19 protein-coding genes and 2 pseudogenes are annotated in these 16,015 nt (G+C 60.4%); 7 read left to right on the top strand and 14 right to left on the bottom strand.

Going from position 1 to position 16,015, the window contains the following annotated elements; genetic code table 11:
* Position 1 precedes the first annotated feature (1 nt).
* The 3 genes from CAPP_RS02420 to CAPP_RS02410 are packed head-to-tail and all read right to left on the bottom strand — an operon-like array spanning position 2 to position 2,183.
* On the bottom strand, positions 2-481 hold the full coding sequence (locus CAPP_RS02420) for a YdcF family protein (RefSeq protein ID WP_084560667.1): 480 nt from the start codon (positions 479-481) through the stop codon (positions 2-4).
* Positions 474-980, bottom strand: coding sequence for a 5-(carboxyamino)imidazole ribonucleotide mutase (gene purE, locus CAPP_RS02415; protein WP_076599785.1), 507 nt, complete (start codon positions 978-980; stop codon positions 474-476). The genes CAPP_RS02420 and purE overlap by 8 nt, the downstream gene beginning before the upstream one ends.
* Positions 981-998: 18 nt before the next feature.
* Positions 999-2,183, bottom strand: a complete 1,185-nt coding sequence (locus CAPP_RS02410) for a 5-(carboxyamino)imidazole ribonucleotide synthase (protein ID WP_259798863.1) — start codon at positions 2,181-2,183, stop codon at positions 999-1,001.
* A 102-nt stretch (positions 2,184-2,285) separates the two neighbouring features.
* On the opposite strand from CAPP_RS02410, the gene budA reads away from it, so the two are divergent.
* Positions 2,286-3,011 carry an acetolactate decarboxylase gene (gene budA, locus CAPP_RS02405; RefSeq protein WP_076599783.1) on the top strand — a complete coding sequence of 242 codons (726 nt, stop codon included), beginning with the start codon at positions 2,286-2,288 and terminating at the stop codon, positions 3,009-3,011.
* Here budA and CAPP_RS02400 read toward each other — a convergent pair.
* From CAPP_RS02400 to CAPP_RS02380, 5 genes are all read right to left on the bottom strand, one after another.
* Positions 3,008-3,763: a nucleotidyl transferase AbiEii/AbiGii toxin family protein gene (locus tag CAPP_RS02400; RefSeq protein ID WP_076599782.1), complete on the bottom strand. Its 756-nt coding sequence runs from the start codon at positions 3,761-3,763 to the stop codon at positions 3,008-3,010. The two genes, budA and CAPP_RS02400, sit on opposite strands and share 4 nt — an antisense overlap.
* A 38-nt stretch (positions 3,764-3,801) precedes the next feature.
* Positions 3,802-4,994 (bottom strand): IS3-like element IS3502 family transposase gene (locus tag CAPP_RS02395; protein WP_259799086.1). Its coding sequence is split into 2 segments (ribosomal slippage): positions 3,802-4,706 and positions 4,706-4,994, totalling 1,194 coding nucleotides; the frame shifts between segments, so codons are not numbered across the junction.
* A gap of 278 nt (positions 4,995-5,272) precedes the next feature.
* Positions 5,273-6,166: a type IV toxin-antitoxin system AbiEi family antitoxin domain-containing protein gene (locus CAPP_RS02390; RefSeq protein WP_084560802.1), complete on the bottom strand. Its 894-nt coding sequence runs from the start codon at positions 6,164-6,166 to the stop codon at positions 5,273-5,275.
* A gap of 74 nt (positions 6,167-6,240) precedes the next feature.
* Positions 6,241-6,684 (bottom strand): hypothetical protein, encoded by a 444-nt coding sequence (locus CAPP_RS02385; RefSeq protein ID WP_076600026.1) that lies wholly within the window; start codon positions 6,682-6,684, stop codon positions 6,241-6,243.
* A 10-nt stretch (positions 6,685-6,694) separates the two neighbouring features.
* The gene (locus CAPP_RS02380) at positions 6,695-7,426 is read right to left on the bottom strand and encodes a biotin--[acetyl-CoA-carboxylase] ligase (RefSeq protein WP_076600032.1); all 732 of its coding nucleotides are present in this window, start codon (positions 7,424-7,426) and stop codon (positions 6,695-6,697) included.
* Between the two features lie 157 nt (positions 7,427-7,583).
* Here CAPP_RS02380 and CAPP_RS02375 point away from each other — a divergent pair, with 157 nt between their 5' ends.
* Positions 7,584-8,018, top strand: coding sequence for a DUF488 domain-containing protein (locus CAPP_RS02375; RefSeq protein ID WP_084560801.1), 435 nt, complete (start codon positions 7,584-7,586; stop codon positions 8,016-8,018).
* A 23-nt stretch (positions 8,019-8,041) separates the two neighbouring features.
* Here the strand turns inward: CAPP_RS02375 and CAPP_RS02370 are convergent, their stop codons facing one another.
* Positions 8,042-8,461 carry an arsenate-mycothiol transferase ArsC gene (locus tag CAPP_RS02370; RefSeq protein ID WP_076600025.1) on the bottom strand — a complete coding sequence of 140 codons (420 nt, stop codon included), beginning with the start codon at positions 8,459-8,461 and terminating at the stop codon, positions 8,042-8,044.
* A 13-nt stretch (positions 8,462-8,474) separates the two neighbouring features.
* Complete coding sequence (gene arsB / locus CAPP_RS02365) at positions 8,475-9,581, bottom strand: ACR3 family arsenite efflux transporter (protein WP_076600024.1); 1,107 nt, start codon at positions 9,579-9,581, stop codon at positions 8,475-8,477.
* A 79-nt stretch (positions 9,582-9,660) separates the two neighbouring features.
* Here arsB and CAPP_RS02360 point away from each other — a divergent pair, with 79 nt between their 5' ends.
* From CAPP_RS02360 to CAPP_RS02350, 3 genes are all read left to right on the top strand, one after another.
* Complete coding sequence (locus CAPP_RS02360; RefSeq protein WP_076600023.1) at positions 9,661-10,008, top strand: ArsR/SmtB family transcription factor; 348 nt, start codon at positions 9,661-9,663, stop codon at positions 10,006-10,008.
* 220 nt (positions 10,009-10,228) lie between these two features.
* Positions 10,229-10,861 carry a hypothetical protein gene (locus CAPP_RS02355; RefSeq protein ID WP_084560791.1) on the top strand — a complete coding sequence of 211 codons (633 nt, stop codon included), beginning with the start codon at positions 10,229-10,231 and terminating at the stop codon, positions 10,859-10,861.
* A gap of 16 nt (positions 10,862-10,877) precedes the next feature.
* A complete protein-coding gene (locus CAPP_RS02350) occupies positions 10,878-11,090 on the top strand; it encodes a hypothetical protein (RefSeq protein WP_076600022.1) in 213 nt (70 codons plus the stop codon).
* Positions 11,091-11,204: 114 nt separating this feature from the next.
* Here CAPP_RS02350 and CAPP_RS11265 read toward each other — a convergent pair whose 3' ends face one another.
* From CAPP_RS11265 to CAPP_RS02340, 3 genes and pseudogenes are all read right to left on the bottom strand, one after another.
* Positions 11,205-11,372 carry a helix-turn-helix domain-containing protein gene (locus tag CAPP_RS11265; protein ID WP_435383747.1) on the bottom strand — a complete coding sequence of 56 codons (168 nt, stop codon included), beginning with the start codon at positions 11,370-11,372 and terminating at the stop codon, positions 11,205-11,207.
* Positions 11,355-11,852 (bottom strand): annotated as a pseudogene (locus tag CAPP_RS02345) (recombinase family protein); the annotation flags it as partial. The pseudogene CAPP_RS02345 and the gene CAPP_RS11265, both read right to left, overlap by 18 nt.
* A 234-nt stretch (positions 11,853-12,086) precedes the next feature.
* Positions 12,087-13,437: pseudogene (locus tag CAPP_RS02340) on the bottom strand (IS256 family transposase).
* A 135-nt stretch (positions 13,438-13,572) separates the two neighbouring features.
* Between CAPP_RS02340 and CAPP_RS02335 the strand changes: the two are divergent.
* A complete protein-coding gene (locus tag CAPP_RS02335; protein WP_076600012.1) occupies positions 13,573-14,283 on the top strand; it encodes an ASCH domain-containing protein in 711 nt (236 codons plus the stop codon).
* 343 nt (positions 14,284-14,626) lie between these two features.
* Here the strand turns inward: CAPP_RS02335 and CAPP_RS02330 are convergent, their stop codons facing one another.
* The gene (locus CAPP_RS02330) at positions 14,627-15,508 is read right to left on the bottom strand and encodes an AraC family transcriptional regulator (protein ID WP_234959012.1); all 882 of its coding nucleotides are present in this window, start codon (positions 15,506-15,508) and stop codon (positions 14,627-14,629) included.
* A gap of 365 nt (positions 15,509-15,873) precedes the next feature.
* Between CAPP_RS02330 and CAPP_RS11165 the strand changes: the two genes are divergently transcribed.
* Complete coding sequence (locus tag CAPP_RS11165) at positions 15,874-15,921, top strand: erythromycin resistance leader peptide (RefSeq protein WP_076600019.1); 48 nt, start codon at positions 15,874-15,876, stop codon at positions 15,919-15,921.
* Positions 15,922-16,015 lie beyond the last annotated feature (94 nt).

The following is a 16,015-nucleotide window of genomic DNA, read 5'->3' as shown; positions in this document are numbered from 1 at the left end:
CTCACCGCCCGAACCAGCGGCGCGCGAGTTTGCGCCACACCACGCGCGCGGCGGAGTGCGGGACGGCAATGACCTCGCGGGCGTAGTTCTTCAGCCGCGATTTCTTCGGCGTCGGCGCGGCCACCACTGTGATGGGCACGCCGAGATGCGCCGCCCACACCTTGGTGCGCGCGACGTGGAAGCCGTTGGTGACAACGACCAGGCGTGCGGCATCCGGAAAGAGCTTCCGGGAGTTTTCCAGGTTCTCGTTGGTCGAGGTCGCCTCGGGCTCCTCCACGATGCGCGGGGCGGGCAGCCCGTGCGCGATGAGCCACCGGGCCATCACGCCCGACTCCCCCTTCCCCGTCACCACGACGGGAGCGGCGGGGCGGGAATGGGCGAGTGTAAGAGCCGTCGATAAGCGTGCTTCGAGCATGCGCGAGGGACGGCCCTCCTTGATGCGCGCCCCGAGCACCACCACGGGGTCGGGTGAGCTACTCACCGCCGCCGAGGAGGCGCTCGCGCAGCGCCTCGTCCTTGCGCTCGACTTCCTGGGCCATATTCGCCTGGTAGTCGACCATGCGGCGCTGGATCGCCGGGTCGGAGGAGCCGAGAATGCGCGCGGCGAGCAGGCCGGCGTTCTTCGCGCCGCCGATGGACACGGTGGCCACGGGCACCCCACCTGGCATCTGCACGATGGACAGCAGCGAATCGAGGCCGTCCAAGTCCTTTAGCGCGCGCGGAATGCCGATGACCGGCAGCGGTGTTGCGGCCGCGACCATGCCCGGCAGGTGCGCCGCTCCGCCCGCGCAGGCGATGATGACCTGCAGGCCGCGCTCGTGCGCTCCCTTGGCGTACGCCAGCATCTTCTCCGGCGTGCGGTGCGCGGAGACGACTCCGACCTCGAAGCGGATGCCGAACTCGGCGAGGACCTCCGCCGCGGGCGCGACGGTGTCCCAGTCCGAGTCGGACCCCATGATGATTCCTACCTGCGGTTCCATGTGCGCTCCCTCGCTCTCTTACTCAGCGGCGCCAGCGCCGTTGACGATGATGTCCGCCGCCGCCGTGGCCCGCTCCAGCACGGTGTCCAGGTCGTCGCCGGCGATATTGACGTGCCCCATTTTGCGTCCGGGGCGGTGGCCCTTGCCGTAGAGGTGCACCTTGGCGTCCGGGTAGCGGCGCATGACCTCTTTCACACGCTCCTCCATCGGCTCGGATGGCTCGGTGTCCGCACCGAGGGTGTTGACCATGACGGTGTACGGCGCCGTGGTCTCGACCGAGCCCAGCGGCCAGTCCAGCACCGCACGCAGGTGCTGCTCGAACTGGCTGGTGACACAACCGTCCTGCGTCCAGTGGCCGGTGTTGTGCGGGCGCATGGCCAGCTCGTTGACAGTGATCTCACCACCCGCGGCGAACAGCTCGACCGCGAGCACGCCCGTCACGTCCAGCTCGGTGGCGATCTTCACAGCCAGCTCGCGGCAGTACTCGGCGTTCTCGTCGCTCATACCCGGCGCGGGTGCGATGGCCTCGACGCAGATGCCGTCGCGCTGGCGCGATTCCACGACCGGCCATGCTTGAACCTCGCCGGACGGGGTGCGCGCGACCATGGCGGAGAGCTCCCGGACGAAGTCGACCTTGCGCTCGGCGTACAGCGGCGTGCCCTTGTCCAGCAGGTCCGTAACGAGGGTCTCCGCCTCCTCGCGGGAGTCCGGGAACCACACGCCGTGGCCGTCGTAGCCGCCGCGGGTGGCTTTCAGGCACATCTCGCCGGAAACGAAATCGAAGAACTCGCCGGCGTCGGCCGCGGATTCGATCGGCGCGAATTCCGGGACCGGTGCCCCGATCTCCTTCATCTTGCGGCGCTGCTCGAGCTTGTCCTGGGCGTAGATCAGCGCGCGCGGCTGCGGCTGCACGCTCACGCCCGCCGCGATCAGCTCGTCCAGGTACTCGTTGGGCACGTGCTCGTGGTCGAACGTGGCCGCCGCTGCCCCGTCGACGACTGCCTTCAGGTCGTCCAGGTCTGTGTAGTCGCCGATGCGCACGTCGCCGAAGACCTGCGCCGCCGACGCGTCCTCGCTGCCGGCGAGCACCCGCGGCGCGAGCCCCAGCTCGATCGCCTCCGTGTGCATCATGCGGGCCAACTGGCCGTCGCCGATCACCGCGATGATCGGCATTCCCTGTGCATCTCTCTGCGTGTTAGTCACGCTTGCCCACTGTAGTGAACAAGCAGGTACCGCACGCATTCAGCCCAGCCGCCGACGCGCAGCAGTGCCCCGCCGCCCGCCGAGACAGCTACCATCGGCCCCATGACGACATTTGGCCGCCACACGGTTTTCCAGAACTCCCTGATGTCCGCGCTTCTCGACGGAATCTACGACGGGGAGATGACCATCGGGCAGATCCTGTCCAAGGGCAATTTCGGCCTAGGCACCTTCGACGGCTTGGACGGCGAGATGCTCATTCTCGACGGCACGTGCTACCAGCTGCGCAGCGACGGCACCGCCACCATCGCCGACCTGGACCAGCGCAGCCCGTTCGCGCAGGTAACCAACTTCGTGCCGAAGATCGTCGCGGACGCGCCGAAGGGCATGAAGCGCGCTGAGCTGTCCAAGTTCATCGACGACCTCGAGCCGTCGGGCAATTACTTCCACGCGGTGCGCATCACGGGCACGTTCACGACCGTGACTACGCGCACGGTGACGAAGCAGTCCAAGCCGTACCCGCCGATGCGCGACGCGGTGGGCGACGACAAGGAGATCACGTTCGACAACGCCCACGGCATCATCGGCGGTTTCCGCACCCCGAAGTACGCGAAGGGCATCGGCATCCCAGGCTGCCACGTGCACTTCATCGACGAGGAGCGCACGTCCGGCGGCCACGTCCTCGACTACACGGTAGACGACGCAAAGATCGAGCTGTGCCCCGGCACCGACATGGAGCTCCACCTTCCGCTGTCCGCGGACTTCGCCGCCGGGAACCTCTCCCCCGACGACATCGACGAGCAGATCCACACCACGGAAGTGAAGAGCTAACCGTCAACCTTCCAGGAGGAGGTAACGGGATCCCAGGTCGCGCCGTGAACACTCGGGGCTTTAGCTAGCAGCGGGTCGAGAAGCCGACTCGCAATCGCCAGCGCCCCTTCGAAGGCACAAAGTTCTTCGCTCCCCCAACCGAGCTTGGTCGCCTTCCGCTCGTAAGCATATCCCCGCCCTGGTTCAGGCTCCCTCATTTGGTTTGGAAGGTCTACCCCGCGCAGTTTGCATTGTTGTTCCAACGCGCGTCTCAGCGAATCTGCTGCAACCGAGAGCTTTGATGCCATCAGGGCGATGTCAAAGAAATCGTGATAGCGGGTTGACGCTTTCCCCGGTGGTGTTTCTCCATAACGGTCATACATTGCAGCGACCTTGTCCGCGATCTGGTTTTCCACTGGGTACGAAGTGACTTGGAAGGCATTAGGAAAGAAATCGGTGACGAGGTCAAAGCTGGCTTTCACTGTCACCTCATCAACGGAGCCGCTGACATCAAGGTCACCGCTGACATCAATATTGAATTCTGCGAATTCGTTCCCCGCACCGCGCAGAACAGCCACTGTTACCCGCTCGTTCTCGACAGGTCCCGCCATCGTTTTCCTAAAGGTCCGCTCTAAATCAAAGGTGTACGGCCCTGCTTGATGGCCATTCATGACTTCCACCAGAAACTCTGCTGCGCTCAATGCTGAGGTCGGATCTACGTGTCGATAAAGATCCAGATCCTTCGTCGGGCCCGGCCCCCGGAAAGTAGACACCGTGGGGGTGAAATTATTGGCTTTACTCTAGCGCATTGTTAGGAAGCGTGAGTTTCGTACTCAATGGGTGTGAGGTACTTGCACCAGGAATGCCTTCGGGTGGTGTTGTAGCGCGCACACCATGCGAAGACGTCGCGCCGGCAGACTAGCTGATTGGAAAAGACTTTCTGGTCTTTGAGTACTTCTCGTTTCAACGCCGCGTTAAACGACTCCGCGAGTGAATTATCAGCGCTGCTGCCAACTGCTCCCATCGACTGGGTGACGTTGAGTCTTCGGCAGACAGCCTGAAACTGCGATGAGGTATACACGCTGCCATGATCTGAGTGGAAGATCGCCCCGGAGAGACTGCCACGGGCACGGCGAGCATGCTCGAGCGCTTCTTCGACGAGGTCGGTGCGCATGTGGTCTGCGATCGCGAAGCCGACGAGCATCCGCGAGTAGCAGTCAATCACAGAAGCCAGATACATATTCGACCCGTCTGCGATCGGCAGATAGGTAATATCGCCGACGAGGATCCTATTGGCAGCTGGCGCAGTGAAGTTACGCTTGACCAGGTCAGCGAATATAAAGCGATGACTCCCGCGCTGCGTTGTCGTGACCTTACGTTTTTTCGTGTAGCCGCGCAGCTGAAGCTTCCTCATAATCCGGGCGATGCGCTTATGGTTGACCGGTCCGGTGCTACTGTACGCATCGTTGAAAGTCAGCTCGGCGGCAATGCGTTTTGCGCCGTAGAGCTGCTTCTTGTCGTCGAAGATGGCCTGGACCTTGGCTCCGAGTATGGCATCATCAACCAGTCTGCGGTGCCGCTGGGCGCTGCTAGCTTTCCATTTGTAGTAGGAGCTGCGGTTTAACCCGAGTACGGTGCACATCCGCTTGACCGAGTAATCGGTGCGGTGGTCATCAACGAACCGGAAGCGGATCACCAGTTCGTCTCTTCCATGAAATATTTGGCTGCCTTACGCAAAATATCGCGTTCTTCTTTCAGGCGGGCGTTTTCCTGTTGCAGCTGACGTAGCTTCTCAGCATCGGTCAGTTGCCTCGCACGATCAGCACGTAAGCCCGCTGAAAGCTGGGGTTTCGTGCCAGTTCCGTACTTATCAACCCATACGCGAAGCGTGGAGCGGTTGATCCCTAAATCAGCGGCCGCAGCGTTCAACGACACCTGTGGATCGTTCTCGTACATCGCGACCGCGTCGCGCTTGAACTGATCCGAATAAACCTTCCTAGGCATGGAGGTAGATTACCTTTCCCCGACTCAACACAGCCGGAATCAGAGGTGTCTACCAAACAGGGGTCAGGTCCGATGTCGAGCCCCCGGGATTCGGCAATAGACATTAGTTCCACCCTTCAACACCCATCCGGCGTCCGCTTGCATCAGCTCGTTGAGGAAGACCTCTCGAAAAAACTGGTTATAAACGGTGTTCGGCTGCAGCCCTCTTGACTTCGCCTCTTTCTTCAGCGCGCCGGTTATCTGATTGTGCGTCTTCCTGACCTTAGCGGGCCGATCAGTCATTTCCCTCGGCTTCCTTTTGGGTTGTTTTGCAACGCATGACGGAGGATTTGATCAGCATTTATCCCCGTGGAAAAAGACTGGTTCATTGCTTCTGTTGCTTGCTTCATAGCCAACTTGAGTTCGTTAGACATCGTTGTGTCACTCCAGATGGCTTGTGCGATTCCACTGAACGATTCCCTAATCGGCTGAAGTCTGAGGTCAATGGCTTGCGCGATTCGAGGATCGAAGTCATAAGTGCCAAGACGGTCGGCGAGAAGTGCGCGCAGACCGTCCTCCTCTCCCATGTTCAAACCTAGGGCTGTCTCTTTTCCGTAGAGTGCTTCGAACAGCTCCGTGTGACTAACCAGATTCTTGTTCCCCGCATCAGAGACCAAACTCATCAAATGCTCCGCTTCGTGGCCAGCATCCGCAAGATCGGCGATTGTTCGAGCGACGGTAGTGATTGGCAGCCCGGCTTCTTTATGAATCTCCCATGCGCCGTCCTCCAAATCGGCTCTGTGGAAATGAACCTCCGGCTGGCGGCTTCGGCGCCTTTTCTGGACCGTGAAGTGGTAGCCGTCCGGCCACAAGTCACCAATCCCCCAAAGATCTGCTGCAGTGGAATGGGAAACAACTGCTTCTTTGGCAAGGGACTCATCACCCAAACGATCGGCTGCCATCATGTCGGGCCGGATCGCCAGCCACTGGGCTTTGAGTTCAACCATTGCTGACAATGCGGTGCCCGTTATGGCGTAGACGCCGTGACGAACCCGCTCTAGCACTCCGGCCTTCTCAAGTCGCAGCAAATCCGATGTCTTGATATCCAGATCGCGCGCCTGAGCAGACGTGAACAACCCCCACTGTTGAGACGCCAGATCCCCCAACAATTCAGTCGCCTCGCCACTCTCCATGGCACAAAACATATCAAATAGACACTTTTCGTGCCACCACCTGACCGATAAGTGGCACAAAACCTACCCGACGCCTAAAACAACCTCTCCGCAATCAGCGCCTCGACCCGCCGGGCACGCCCGACGTCGGGAAAGTGCACGGCCTCGCCGTAGCCGAGGAGACCGATGTCGATGCCGCCGCGCCGCCGGCGCACGCCGCTGATCTGCGCGAGCGGGATGGATTCGGTCCGCCCGCGCCCGCCGGGCACAAACATCACGCGCTTATTGGTCACCATGAAACGCTGGCGCCGCTGCCGGATGAGCGGAAGCACAAACCGCCAGAGCACGACGATGAACCAAATGCCCACGACGGCGTTGCGGATGCCCGCGTCGACCCCGGCGGCATCCATCCACCCGATGAGCATCCAGAACAGGGCGGTCGCGATGATCAGCTCGAGGAAGGGGAAGATCACGCCGCGCAGCGGCGGCGTCATGTCCGCCAGGACGACTTCTCCCCTACCGAGCTTGATCTTTGCCACGGCCAAGAGATTAATCGCTCGTACGCAGGTGCGTCACGTCGCCAGTCGAGTAGCTGACACCATCGACGACAATCGCGCCCCGCTTATCGACGTCCCCCGCGATCCCCTCGACAATCCCCTCCACCGTGTCCAAGCGCACCCGCTGGCCAATGGTGGCAGACACAGCGCGGTAGTCGTCGAGAAGCGCTTCGTCGCGGTCCTGCCACTGCTCGAGCCGGCGCCCCAGCGCCCCCAGCAGATCGATGGTGAACTCGTCCCAGTCCACGTCGATGCCCTCGAGATTCAGCGCCGTCGACCAGTCGGTGGGCAGGTCCTCTTCACGCCACGCCACGTTCACGCCGAGCCCCACGACGAGCTTCGGGATCTCCGCCGTCGTGTCGATCTCGCCGAGAATCCCCACGAACTTCTTGCCGTTCAGCAGCACGTCATTCGGCCACTTCAGCTGGGCGTTCGGGATCACGTCCGTCACGGCCAATCCCGCCGCCAACGACACCAGGCCCAGGTCGTCGGTGTGCACCAGTTCGATCGCCACGCTCATGAGCAGGCTCGCCCCCGCCGGCGCTTCCCACACGCGGCCGAGCCGCCCCTTGCCGCCGGTCTGCTGCTCGGCGATGAGCACGTGCCCCGGCTCCCCCGACGCCATCAGCTCCGTGTTCGTCGAGGACGCCGTTTCCACGTAGCGCACCTCACCCCAGTACTGGGCTACTTCAGATTCAATGCGAGCAATGTCCTGAACTGTCATGCGCACCACAATATCGGGACATTGCAGCAAGGCGCGCAGCGTCACCACCCCACTCAGGAAGTTCAACGGCAACCGGCACTCCGCCGACTCCGCACTGCGGAGTTCCTGCGTGTTTGTCCCGCTCCGCAGCCGCACCGCCAGACCTACACTGGTCGCCATGTCGGACATGAAGCTTTACACCATCGGATATTCGCAGAAGAGCGCCGAGGAATTCTTCGACCTGCTGCGCGACAACGGCGTGAAGCGGGTTGTGGACATCCGGCGGCACAACACGAATCAGCTCGCCGGCTTCACCAAGAAGGACGACCTCGCCTGGTTCCTCAAGACCATCGCCGACATCGATTACGAGCACGTTCTCGAACTCGCGCCGAGTGAAGACCTCATGCACGCCTACAGGAAGGAAGGTCTGCCGTTCGACGAGTTTGCGGACAAACTCCGCGCACAATTCGACGACCGGGAGATGCCCACCAAGGCCACTTTCGACCACGCGGCCTTGCTGTGTTCCGAGGCCGACCCCTCCACCTGCCACCGCATCGTGGCTGCGGAGTACCTGGCCGAAAAGTGGGCCGGGGTGGAGGTCGTCCACTTATAGCTGGCCGCTAACAGGCAACACTGTTATTCCCCGAGCACGTCACCCACGAGTGCGCGGACTTTCGCGTCAATGTCGTCGCGAACCAAACGCATGCGCTCCATGCCCTCGATTCCGCGTTTAGATGGCTCGTCCGTCACCCACCGCTCGAGACTGCCCTTTGCGTCGTCGGGCAGTTCGAGCTGTGCTTCTTCACCGATAACAACGACACGGTCCGCGGTGCGGAGAAGCTCCGGGTCGATCGCTTTCGGGTGCCCGCCCGACATGTCGGCGCCGACCTCTTCCAGAGAAGCGGCCGATTCAGCGTTGATCGACGTCCCCGGTTCCGTGCCGGCGGAGTGGATGTCGAGCTTGTCCCCCGCGTGCTTTTCCGCCAATGCAGCAGCCATTTGGGATTTGCCGCCGTTGCGGACGCAGACGAACAGGACCTTCGGAGTAATTGCCATCATGTACTCCTTTTTACGCGGATGCGCCCGCTGGGGACGACTGTCGTTCCGGCAGCGTCGGGTCGCCGGGGAACAGCTTCGGGCCAATCCCCCGCATAACGTAGACGAGCCCGACAAGCACCGGGATCTCGATCAGCGGGCCGATGGTGCCCGCGAGCGCCTGCGCCGACTCCGCGCCGAAGGTGCCGATGGCCACAGCGATCGCCAGCTCGAAATTATTGCCCGCAGCGGTGAACGCCACCGATGCCGACTGCGCGTATCCCATCCCCGACATCTTCGATGCGATGAGTCCCACCGCGAACATGCCGACGAAGTAGATCAGCAACGGCACCGCCACCCGTGCCACCGTCCACGGACGGGCGATGATCTGCTCACCCTGGAGGGAGAACAGCAGCACGATCGTGTACAGCAAACCGATCAGCGCCAGCGGGGAGATCGCCGGGAGGAATTTCTCCTCGTACCAATTGCGCCCCTTGGTCTTCTCCCCGATGATGCGCGAGAGCACGCCAGCAAGAAGTGGGATGCCCAAGAAAACCAACACGGAAGTCACAATCGCCCAGAAGGAGAAGTTCACCGACGTGGTGGACAGCCCGAGCCAGTTGGGCAGGATTTGCAGGTAGAACCAGCCCAGCACGCCGAACATGAGCACCTGGAAGACCGAGTTGATCGCCACGAGCACCGCGGTGGCTTCCCGGTCCGCGCACGACAAGTCCGACCACACCAGGACCATCGCGATACAACGCGCCAGGCCAACGATGATCAGGCCCGTGCGCAGCTCTGGTTCATCAGCGAGGAAGATCCATGCCAGCGCGAACATGACCGCCGGGCCGACGACCCAGTTGAGGATGAGCGACACCATCATCAACCTCTTATCGCTGGTGATCTCCTTCGTCTTGTCGTAGCGCACCTTCGCCAGCGGCGGGTACATCATCACCAACAAGCCGAGCGCGATCGGCAGAGAAATCCCGCCGACCTCCATGCCCTGCAGCGCCCCGCTGAGTCCAGGGAACCAGTTCCCTAGTCCAAGCCCCAGCGCCATCGCCAGGATGATCCACACAGGCAGAAATCGGTCGAGAAATGACATGCGCGCAGGTTCCTGCGCCGCAACTGGGTCGGACATAGCCCACCTTTCGTATCGACGATTGTCAATACGAAACGTAATGCTATTATTGATCCCTGTCAATATGAGAGAGAGAATCATGACCTCCCCGAACACCCCACCGGCAGCAGACCCAACAGCCTGCTGCTCGCTGAGCGCCGGTCTGCTCACCGACGAGGAAGCCGACCGCTACGCCCAGCTGTTCAAAGTGCTCGCCGACCCAGCACGCCTACGACTCCTCTCCCAGCTCGCCGAAGACGGCTGCGGCCCGATCAGCGTTTCCGAGCTCGCTGAGCAATCCGGCCTGAGCCAGCCCACGGTCTCCCACCACCTGAAGAAGCTCACCGACGCTGGCCTACTCACCAAAATCCGCCGCGGAAAAACCGTCACCCACAGCGTCTGCCCCGCACCATTCACGGAGCTGCGCATGGTCCTACAGATGGACTAGCAACCCTCCCGTCGGTCACACGACAGCCCAACGCCTACAAGGCCGCCCCGCCGGACATTGTGCAGAAATATCCCACCCCTCCGCAAAGCAGCGATATGTGAGCTTTTGTAGTGAAGTGCCCCTGGTTTTGTTCCGTTTGAGTAGATGGGAAAATCTTCGAACATGCCGAAGAAGTTTGATCAGGAGGCGGGGTGCGTCCGTTTTTTGGAAGAATGAGGCTATGGACACCCAAATTCAACGTCGCAGCCTTATCGCTTTTTACTTCGGCACAAAGGTCGCTACAGCCAACGTCACCAGCGAGCAGGCGATCCACGGTGTCGCACGTCGCGCCTACGCTGATCTGCAACGCACCCTACGCGGTTTCGGCACCCACCAATCACGCTCCGAACTCAAGAGATCAACGATTGCTTCGATTCAATCTTTCGTCGATAATCTCGCGACCATCGACTCGCAAGCCAGCTTCGATGCCCAGCACGACCACTGGTGTCGCACAACCTGCGACAACTTCGCACACCATGAGCATGGCAGCCGGCCGTTCTCCTTCCACTACGGCCAAGCCCAAAAGTGGCTGAACATGACGCTGAAATATCTCGCCGTCCTCGACCACCCCGATGTGCAGCGCCTCTATCCCTACCTGCACGTCCCTGTCGATCAGTACGTTTACAAGGAAGCCGCCAGCGCAGGTGTCACACGACCCGCGGCACCCAACGCCTGGTCAACACTAACCTCCGAGAAATACATCGACTATCAACACAGACTCCGACAGATGGTGGAATCCACCGACAAATACACCTGCCCTCTTGACTGGGAAGCCGCCGTCTGGATTGATAGAACCAGCACGACCACACCATAAGACAAGAAACCTTACCATGTACAAAGAAATCCGCCCCGAAGACTTCCCCGACTCCTTCCCCGACTCTGACTCCCTGTACCGCTTTTGCGATGACAATATGCTAAGGATGCAAAGTGGCGCCGGCATCGGCGACGGGTGGCTCCTCACCGACTACCTGAAAAACCAGGCGTACTACAAGCGCAACATATTCAACGGCTCCTTCACCAAGTCCGAACCGGGAACCTGGTAGCAGCCACACCACCAACTGGCACCTGCCGCACAAACCCACCGTCACACGCCGCTAATCCCGTGCTCTGGTTAGGGGAGCTCCCACAGCTCCACAGAGACCGGGTTACGTCAGGCCTTACTGGTTGAGGTACTTATACAGTGTGGTGCGCCCTATCCCGAGGCGGCGGGCGACTTCCGCTTTGGGAATGCCCTCCCCCACCCACGTGCGCGCTTGCGCTACTTGTTCCTCGTTGAGGACTGTGGCGCGTCCTTTGTAGACGCCGCGGGCTTTCGCTTTGGCAATACCTTCGGCCTGGCGCTCGCGAATAATCGCGCGTTCAAACTCCGCCACCGAGCCAAGCAACCCGAGCATGAGCTTGGCAATCGGCGTCGAATTCAACGAATAGGTTTGCCCCTCTTTCAGGAACTTCACCGAAATATTCTGACTGGTCAGCTAATCGACAATATTCTGACTGGTCAGCTAATCGACCAGGCGGTGCAAGTCAATCAACGACCGCGCCAACCGATCCATACTCATAACCACAAGTTGATCGCCGGCGCGCACATAATTAAGCGCCCCATCTAAGCCGGGGCGCTGGGTGGACGAACCACTCACCGTATCGGTGAAGATGCGGAAGACTTTTTCCTTCTTCAACGCCGCCAACTGTCGGTCGAGATTCTGGTCTTTGGAGCTAACACGCGCGTAGCCGATTTTCTGCCCCGCAACAGCCTCTGGTTGTTCGGGAATGTCTAGAGGAAGCGACACATCTGTTCGTTTATCCATAAACCCACCCTAACGAACAGGCACTCTCATGAATCATAGACTGTTCGCTTTGGGTGTACCCGATTGCGAAGTGGATCTAGCGGGTTCTAACCCGGAGGGGTAGGCGATTCCACATCCTTAAATATAGGGGTGCGGCACGCTCTATCCACTCAACGTCCTCGTATGGTCCTGTCTTGCTATGTAAGCGATTGGTACATCTGAGGGTGTCCGATTGTTTGTGTGCGGGGGCTTGGGTTACAAGTAGTCCGCGAATCGGTCGGGGTACGCCACGGCTAGTTGGTTGATGGCTTGTTTCCATCCGGTGGCTTTCGCTCCTTCAATATAGCCGTTGCATTCGATGTCACGTTTCGCTTTCTTCGCTCGCTGGGCAGCGCGCTTGTCCTCGATGTTGCAGATCATCAGCCATAGCGTCTTCAGTGCCGCAGTATCGTTCGGGAATTGGCCCCGGTTACGGGTGGCTTTGCGCAGTTTAAGCGTTGAGCGATTCGATCGAGTTGGTGGTGTAGAGCACCCGCCGTGCCGCAAGCGGGAACTGCAGAAACGGTATGAACCGCTCCCAGGCGTCGCGCCAGACTTTGACCGACTGCGGGTATTTCTGGCCCAACTCTGAGGCCTCGAAGGCGTCTAAGCCGGCACGGGCGGTGTCCTCGTTTGCGGCCGTGTAGACCTCACGCAGCGCCCGGGAGACAGATTTGCGGTCCTGGTAGGACACCCACCGGTTCGCAGCCCGAATCAGGTGCACAATGCAGGTCTGCACCATAGAATTTGGCCAGGTTGCCTCCACGGCTTCCGGTAGACCTTTCAGCCCGTCGCAGCAGACGATGAACACGTCTTGGACACCCCGGTTGGCCAGGTCCGCGCACACCGATGCCCAGAATGCGGCGCCTTCATTATCAGCGATCCACAATCCCAAGATGTGCTTGATGCCGTCGATGTCGATGCCAACAGCCATGTAGCAGGCTTTGTTGACCACGCGGTGACCGTCACGGATTTTGACTCGTAGTGCGTCGAGGAAGATCACCGGGTAAAACTCGTCGAGCTGGCGGTTTTGCCAGATCATGACCTCGTCTAACACCGCATTGGTAATCGTGCTGATCGTATCCGGGCTCATATCCACCCCAAGCGTGGTTGCGAGATGGTGCTGAATATCGCGCACTGTCATCCCGCCGGCATACAGCGAGACGATCATGTCGTCGAGCTCTGTCAGCCGGCGTGCTCCCTTGGGCACCATCTTCGGTGCAAACGTGCCGACACGGTCCCTGGGCACGGTCACTTCCACTGCGCCGTAGCCAGAATTGACGGTCTTGGTGTACGACCCGTTGCGGTGATTGCTCTCCTGCGCGGTTTCCACTTGGGCTTTGGCCTTGCGGTCGGAATGGCTATAGCCCAAATGTGCATCCATCTCTGCCTGCAGACCAGCGTTGATCGATGCCTGCAGCGGGCCTTTGACCAGGTCGCTTGCATCATCAGCGGTGGTCGACAGCTCGCTGATCAAGCTGGCGAGCTCAGGATTTTCCATCAGCTTCTCGCTGATCTCGTTGACCCTCGCCGGGTCATGGCCTTTCTTCGGTGACACCGTAGTCATTATCGGTGAAACTCCTTCTAGATCAGAGCCTCACACACAAACTTCCTGACACTCCCGTACATCTCAGAAACCCCGGTGTTCACGATCTCTGTCTTCACATAGATAAAGCGCGTTGGCAATTATTACCCTTAAAGAGTGATTACCAACGAACTTCGAAATTTACTGGCCAAAGCAACCACCCATGCACAGCGTTTTCAGGACGGAGAAGACCACACTGTAGCCGCAGCGCTCCTTACCAAATCAGGAAAACACGTACTCGGTTTGAACGCGCACCATTTCCTCGGTGGTCCTTGCGGGGAGATCTCGGCTTTAGCCAACCATGCTGCTAGTTATCCAGAGGACCCAATCCAAGCAGTAGTCGCCGTATACGGACCTACTGGTCAAATTATTCCTCCCTGCGGTAAATGCCGCCAGGTGCTTTTTGATGTTGATCCGTCCATCCGGTGCATCGTGCGCGGAAGCAATGGACTTGAAGCACCTACCGTAGAAGAACTCTTGCCATTCGCATTCAACTGGCGAGATATGGAACAAGAGCAGCGCATCTACATGTGGGAAGGCTACGAGGAATCAATTCGTAGCGGAGAAAAGCAACAAACCATCCGGGTAGATGATCCTTTCCATGAAGGAAGTGCCCAAATTGTCTTCGAGAAAGAATCCGGAGAGGTCGTCACTATCCAGGCACAGGTTACGTCCGTTGCCTCTACCCAGCGAAGTGAATTGTCGGAAAAGCAAGCTAGAAATGACGGTTTTGGCTCCCTTTCCGAGCTTCAGGAAGCGCTAGATACTCACTATCCCGGATTAGCTGCCGATGACAAAGTCGACATCGTAGAGTTCAAGCTCCAGTAACTCGAACGAGCTCAAAGCGTGCTTGCTTTCTGTAGAAGCAGTAAAAACTACAGCAAAAAGCTGGGGCAATCCATGGCGAACGGTGCAGATTGTGGCGCTTGGGTGTACCCCAAAGAGACAACGGATCGAGCGGACTACCTGTGACTTCGTCCGCTAAATGGCGAGGCTCTTCCGACGCTCCGTGGCGGCCTCGCTCACGCAGGCGACGGACCGTGGACCGCGTTCCGTATGCGGATGGCCGAACGGTACCTACCAAGTAGACAGGGCCTGTACGGAGGCTCTCGGGTGCAGCACATGCGCCGGGCCGGACTCCAGAAACGCCGGAGCCCGGCCCGCATCTCGCTCAGGCGCGCTCGATGGGGATCCAGATCTCGCACGTCGCCGTGCTGAAGTCCGGGGCGTGGTCGAGCACCGAGACGACTGAGGGGCCGGGGCGCAGCCGCCAAGGGTTGGAGGGGAACCACTCTGTTGCGGACGCCGCATACGCCTCTTGCAGGGCCGCCGGGTGCGGACCAGAGGTTCGGAAGACCACCCACGTGCCCGCGTCGACGTCGATCGTGTCGAGGTCCTCGGGAACCTGGGCCTCGGCGCGGACCGCCACGCCGTGCAGATAGGTCAGTTCGCTTCCCTCGGTGTAGTCGGGATCGACATCGGCACTGACCTGCAGCAGCCCGGATGGGTCGGTGTTGCTGAGCTGTTTGAGTCGCTCGTGCTCGGAGGCGGGCAGCGACTCGATGTGCCGCTGGATGTGTGGGTTGACGCCCTCGTAGATCAGCGGCACCCGAGCGGCGTGGCCGATTAGACGGAATGCGGGGCGTTCGACGATTCGGGTATCCATGGGAGTGCTCCCTTCGACGGTCAGGTGAAACCTGAGTAGCGGTTGACTGCGAAGGGGGCCACCGTTGCGACGGACATCGCCGTGGCTCACGCCGTGCACGGAACGGAACGCCCGCCCGAAGGCTTCGGTCGATCCGTATCCGTAGCGCACGGCGATCGTGAGCAGATCCTCGTCCCCGACGACATCAGTCGCAGCGACGGTCATCCGCCGCCGCCTCACGTAGTCGGAGACCGGCATCCCGGCCAGCGACGAGAACATGCGACGGGCGTGGTAGCCCGTCGTTCCCATCGTGCGGGCGAGTTCGTCGATGTCGAGGTCGTCACCGAGGCGCTGCTCGATCTCATCGACGAGGCGGTTGAGGATCTTAATCACGGTCGCTCCCTTCACCGTCCATCCTCGTCGACGCGAGACCCCTCCGCCCGACTTCTCCGGTTCGATTCTGCCGGATCAGCCCCACGACTTCGTGCTGGACCGAGGACAGCAGCCTCTCCCAATCCCCCGCGAAGGAACGTCCCGTAAGCCGAACCTTCCTCGGGGCACACCTACCACCGATCTCAAACTACGTCGGCGCGCCTGCGTGAGCGAGGCCGCCACGGAGCGTCGGAATAACCTCGCCATCTAAATGCGAAAGTCACAGTCAACGCCGAATCCTCATCGGTCCCGCACGGGTGTACTTTAAAAACGCTCGGAGGTAGGGTAACTCCCCCTCGTTGCCCAGAGACGAAATCCGCCAGAATGGATATAATAGGCCCATGTTGATTTCAGGTACCGCTTTCATGCGGTTGCGCACCAACCGCTAAGGCGGTTTCCTACCCAGTAGGTTAAAAACCGCTCCGGTTCTCTAGCCGGGCGGCCATTTGCCATGCCCGGCTCCCTTTCAACTCCACGGAGCAC

It is taken from the genome of Corynebacterium appendicis CIP 107643 (genome assembly GCF_030408415.1).
Taxonomy (GTDB): Bacteria; Actinomycetota; Actinomycetes; order Mycobacteriales; family Mycobacteriaceae; genus Corynebacterium; species Corynebacterium appendicis.
Note: the sequence above shows the minus strand (reverse complement) of the source record. Positions and strands in the feature narration are given on the sequence as shown.

What these genes read in the sequence shown, in the direction of transcription:
- purE (WP_076599785.1), bottom strand. Translation starts at nt 980, where the DNA reads ATGGAACCGCAGGTAGGAATCATCATGGGGTCCGACTCGGACTGGGAC.
- budA (WP_076599783.1), top strand. Translation starts at nt 2,286, where the DNA reads ATGACGACATTTGGCCGCCACACGGTTTTCCAGAACTCCCTGATGTCC.
- CAPP_RS02390 (WP_084560802.1), bottom strand. Translation starts at nt 6,166, where the DNA reads ATGGAGAGTGGCGAGGCGACTGAATTGTTGGGGGATCTGGCGTCTCAA.
- CAPP_RS02380 (WP_076600032.1), bottom strand. Translation starts at nt 7,426, where the DNA reads ATGACAGTTCAGGACATTGCTCGCATTGAATCTGAAGTAGCCCAGTAC.
- CAPP_RS02375 (WP_084560801.1), top strand. Translation starts at nt 7,584, where the DNA reads ATGTCGGACATGAAGCTTTACACCATCGGATATTCGCAGAAGAGCGCC.
- CAPP_RS02370 (WP_076600025.1), bottom strand. Translation starts at nt 8,461, where the DNA reads ATGGCAATTACTCCGAAGGTCCTGTTCGTCTGCGTCCGCAACGGCGGC.
- arsB (WP_076600024.1), bottom strand. Translation starts at nt 9,581, where the DNA reads ATGTCCGACCCAGTTGCGGCGCAGGAACCTGCGCGCATGTCATTTCTC.
- CAPP_RS02360 (WP_076600023.1), top strand. Translation starts at nt 9,661, where the DNA reads ATGACCTCCCCGAACACCCCACCGGCAGCAGACCCAACAGCCTGCTGC.
- CAPP_RS02355 (WP_084560791.1), top strand. Translation starts at nt 10,229, where the DNA reads ATGGACACCCAAATTCAACGTCGCAGCCTTATCGCTTTTTACTTCGGC.
- CAPP_RS02350 (WP_076600022.1), top strand. Translation starts at nt 10,878, where the DNA reads ATGTACAAAGAAATCCGCCCCGAAGACTTCCCCGACTCCTTCCCCGAC.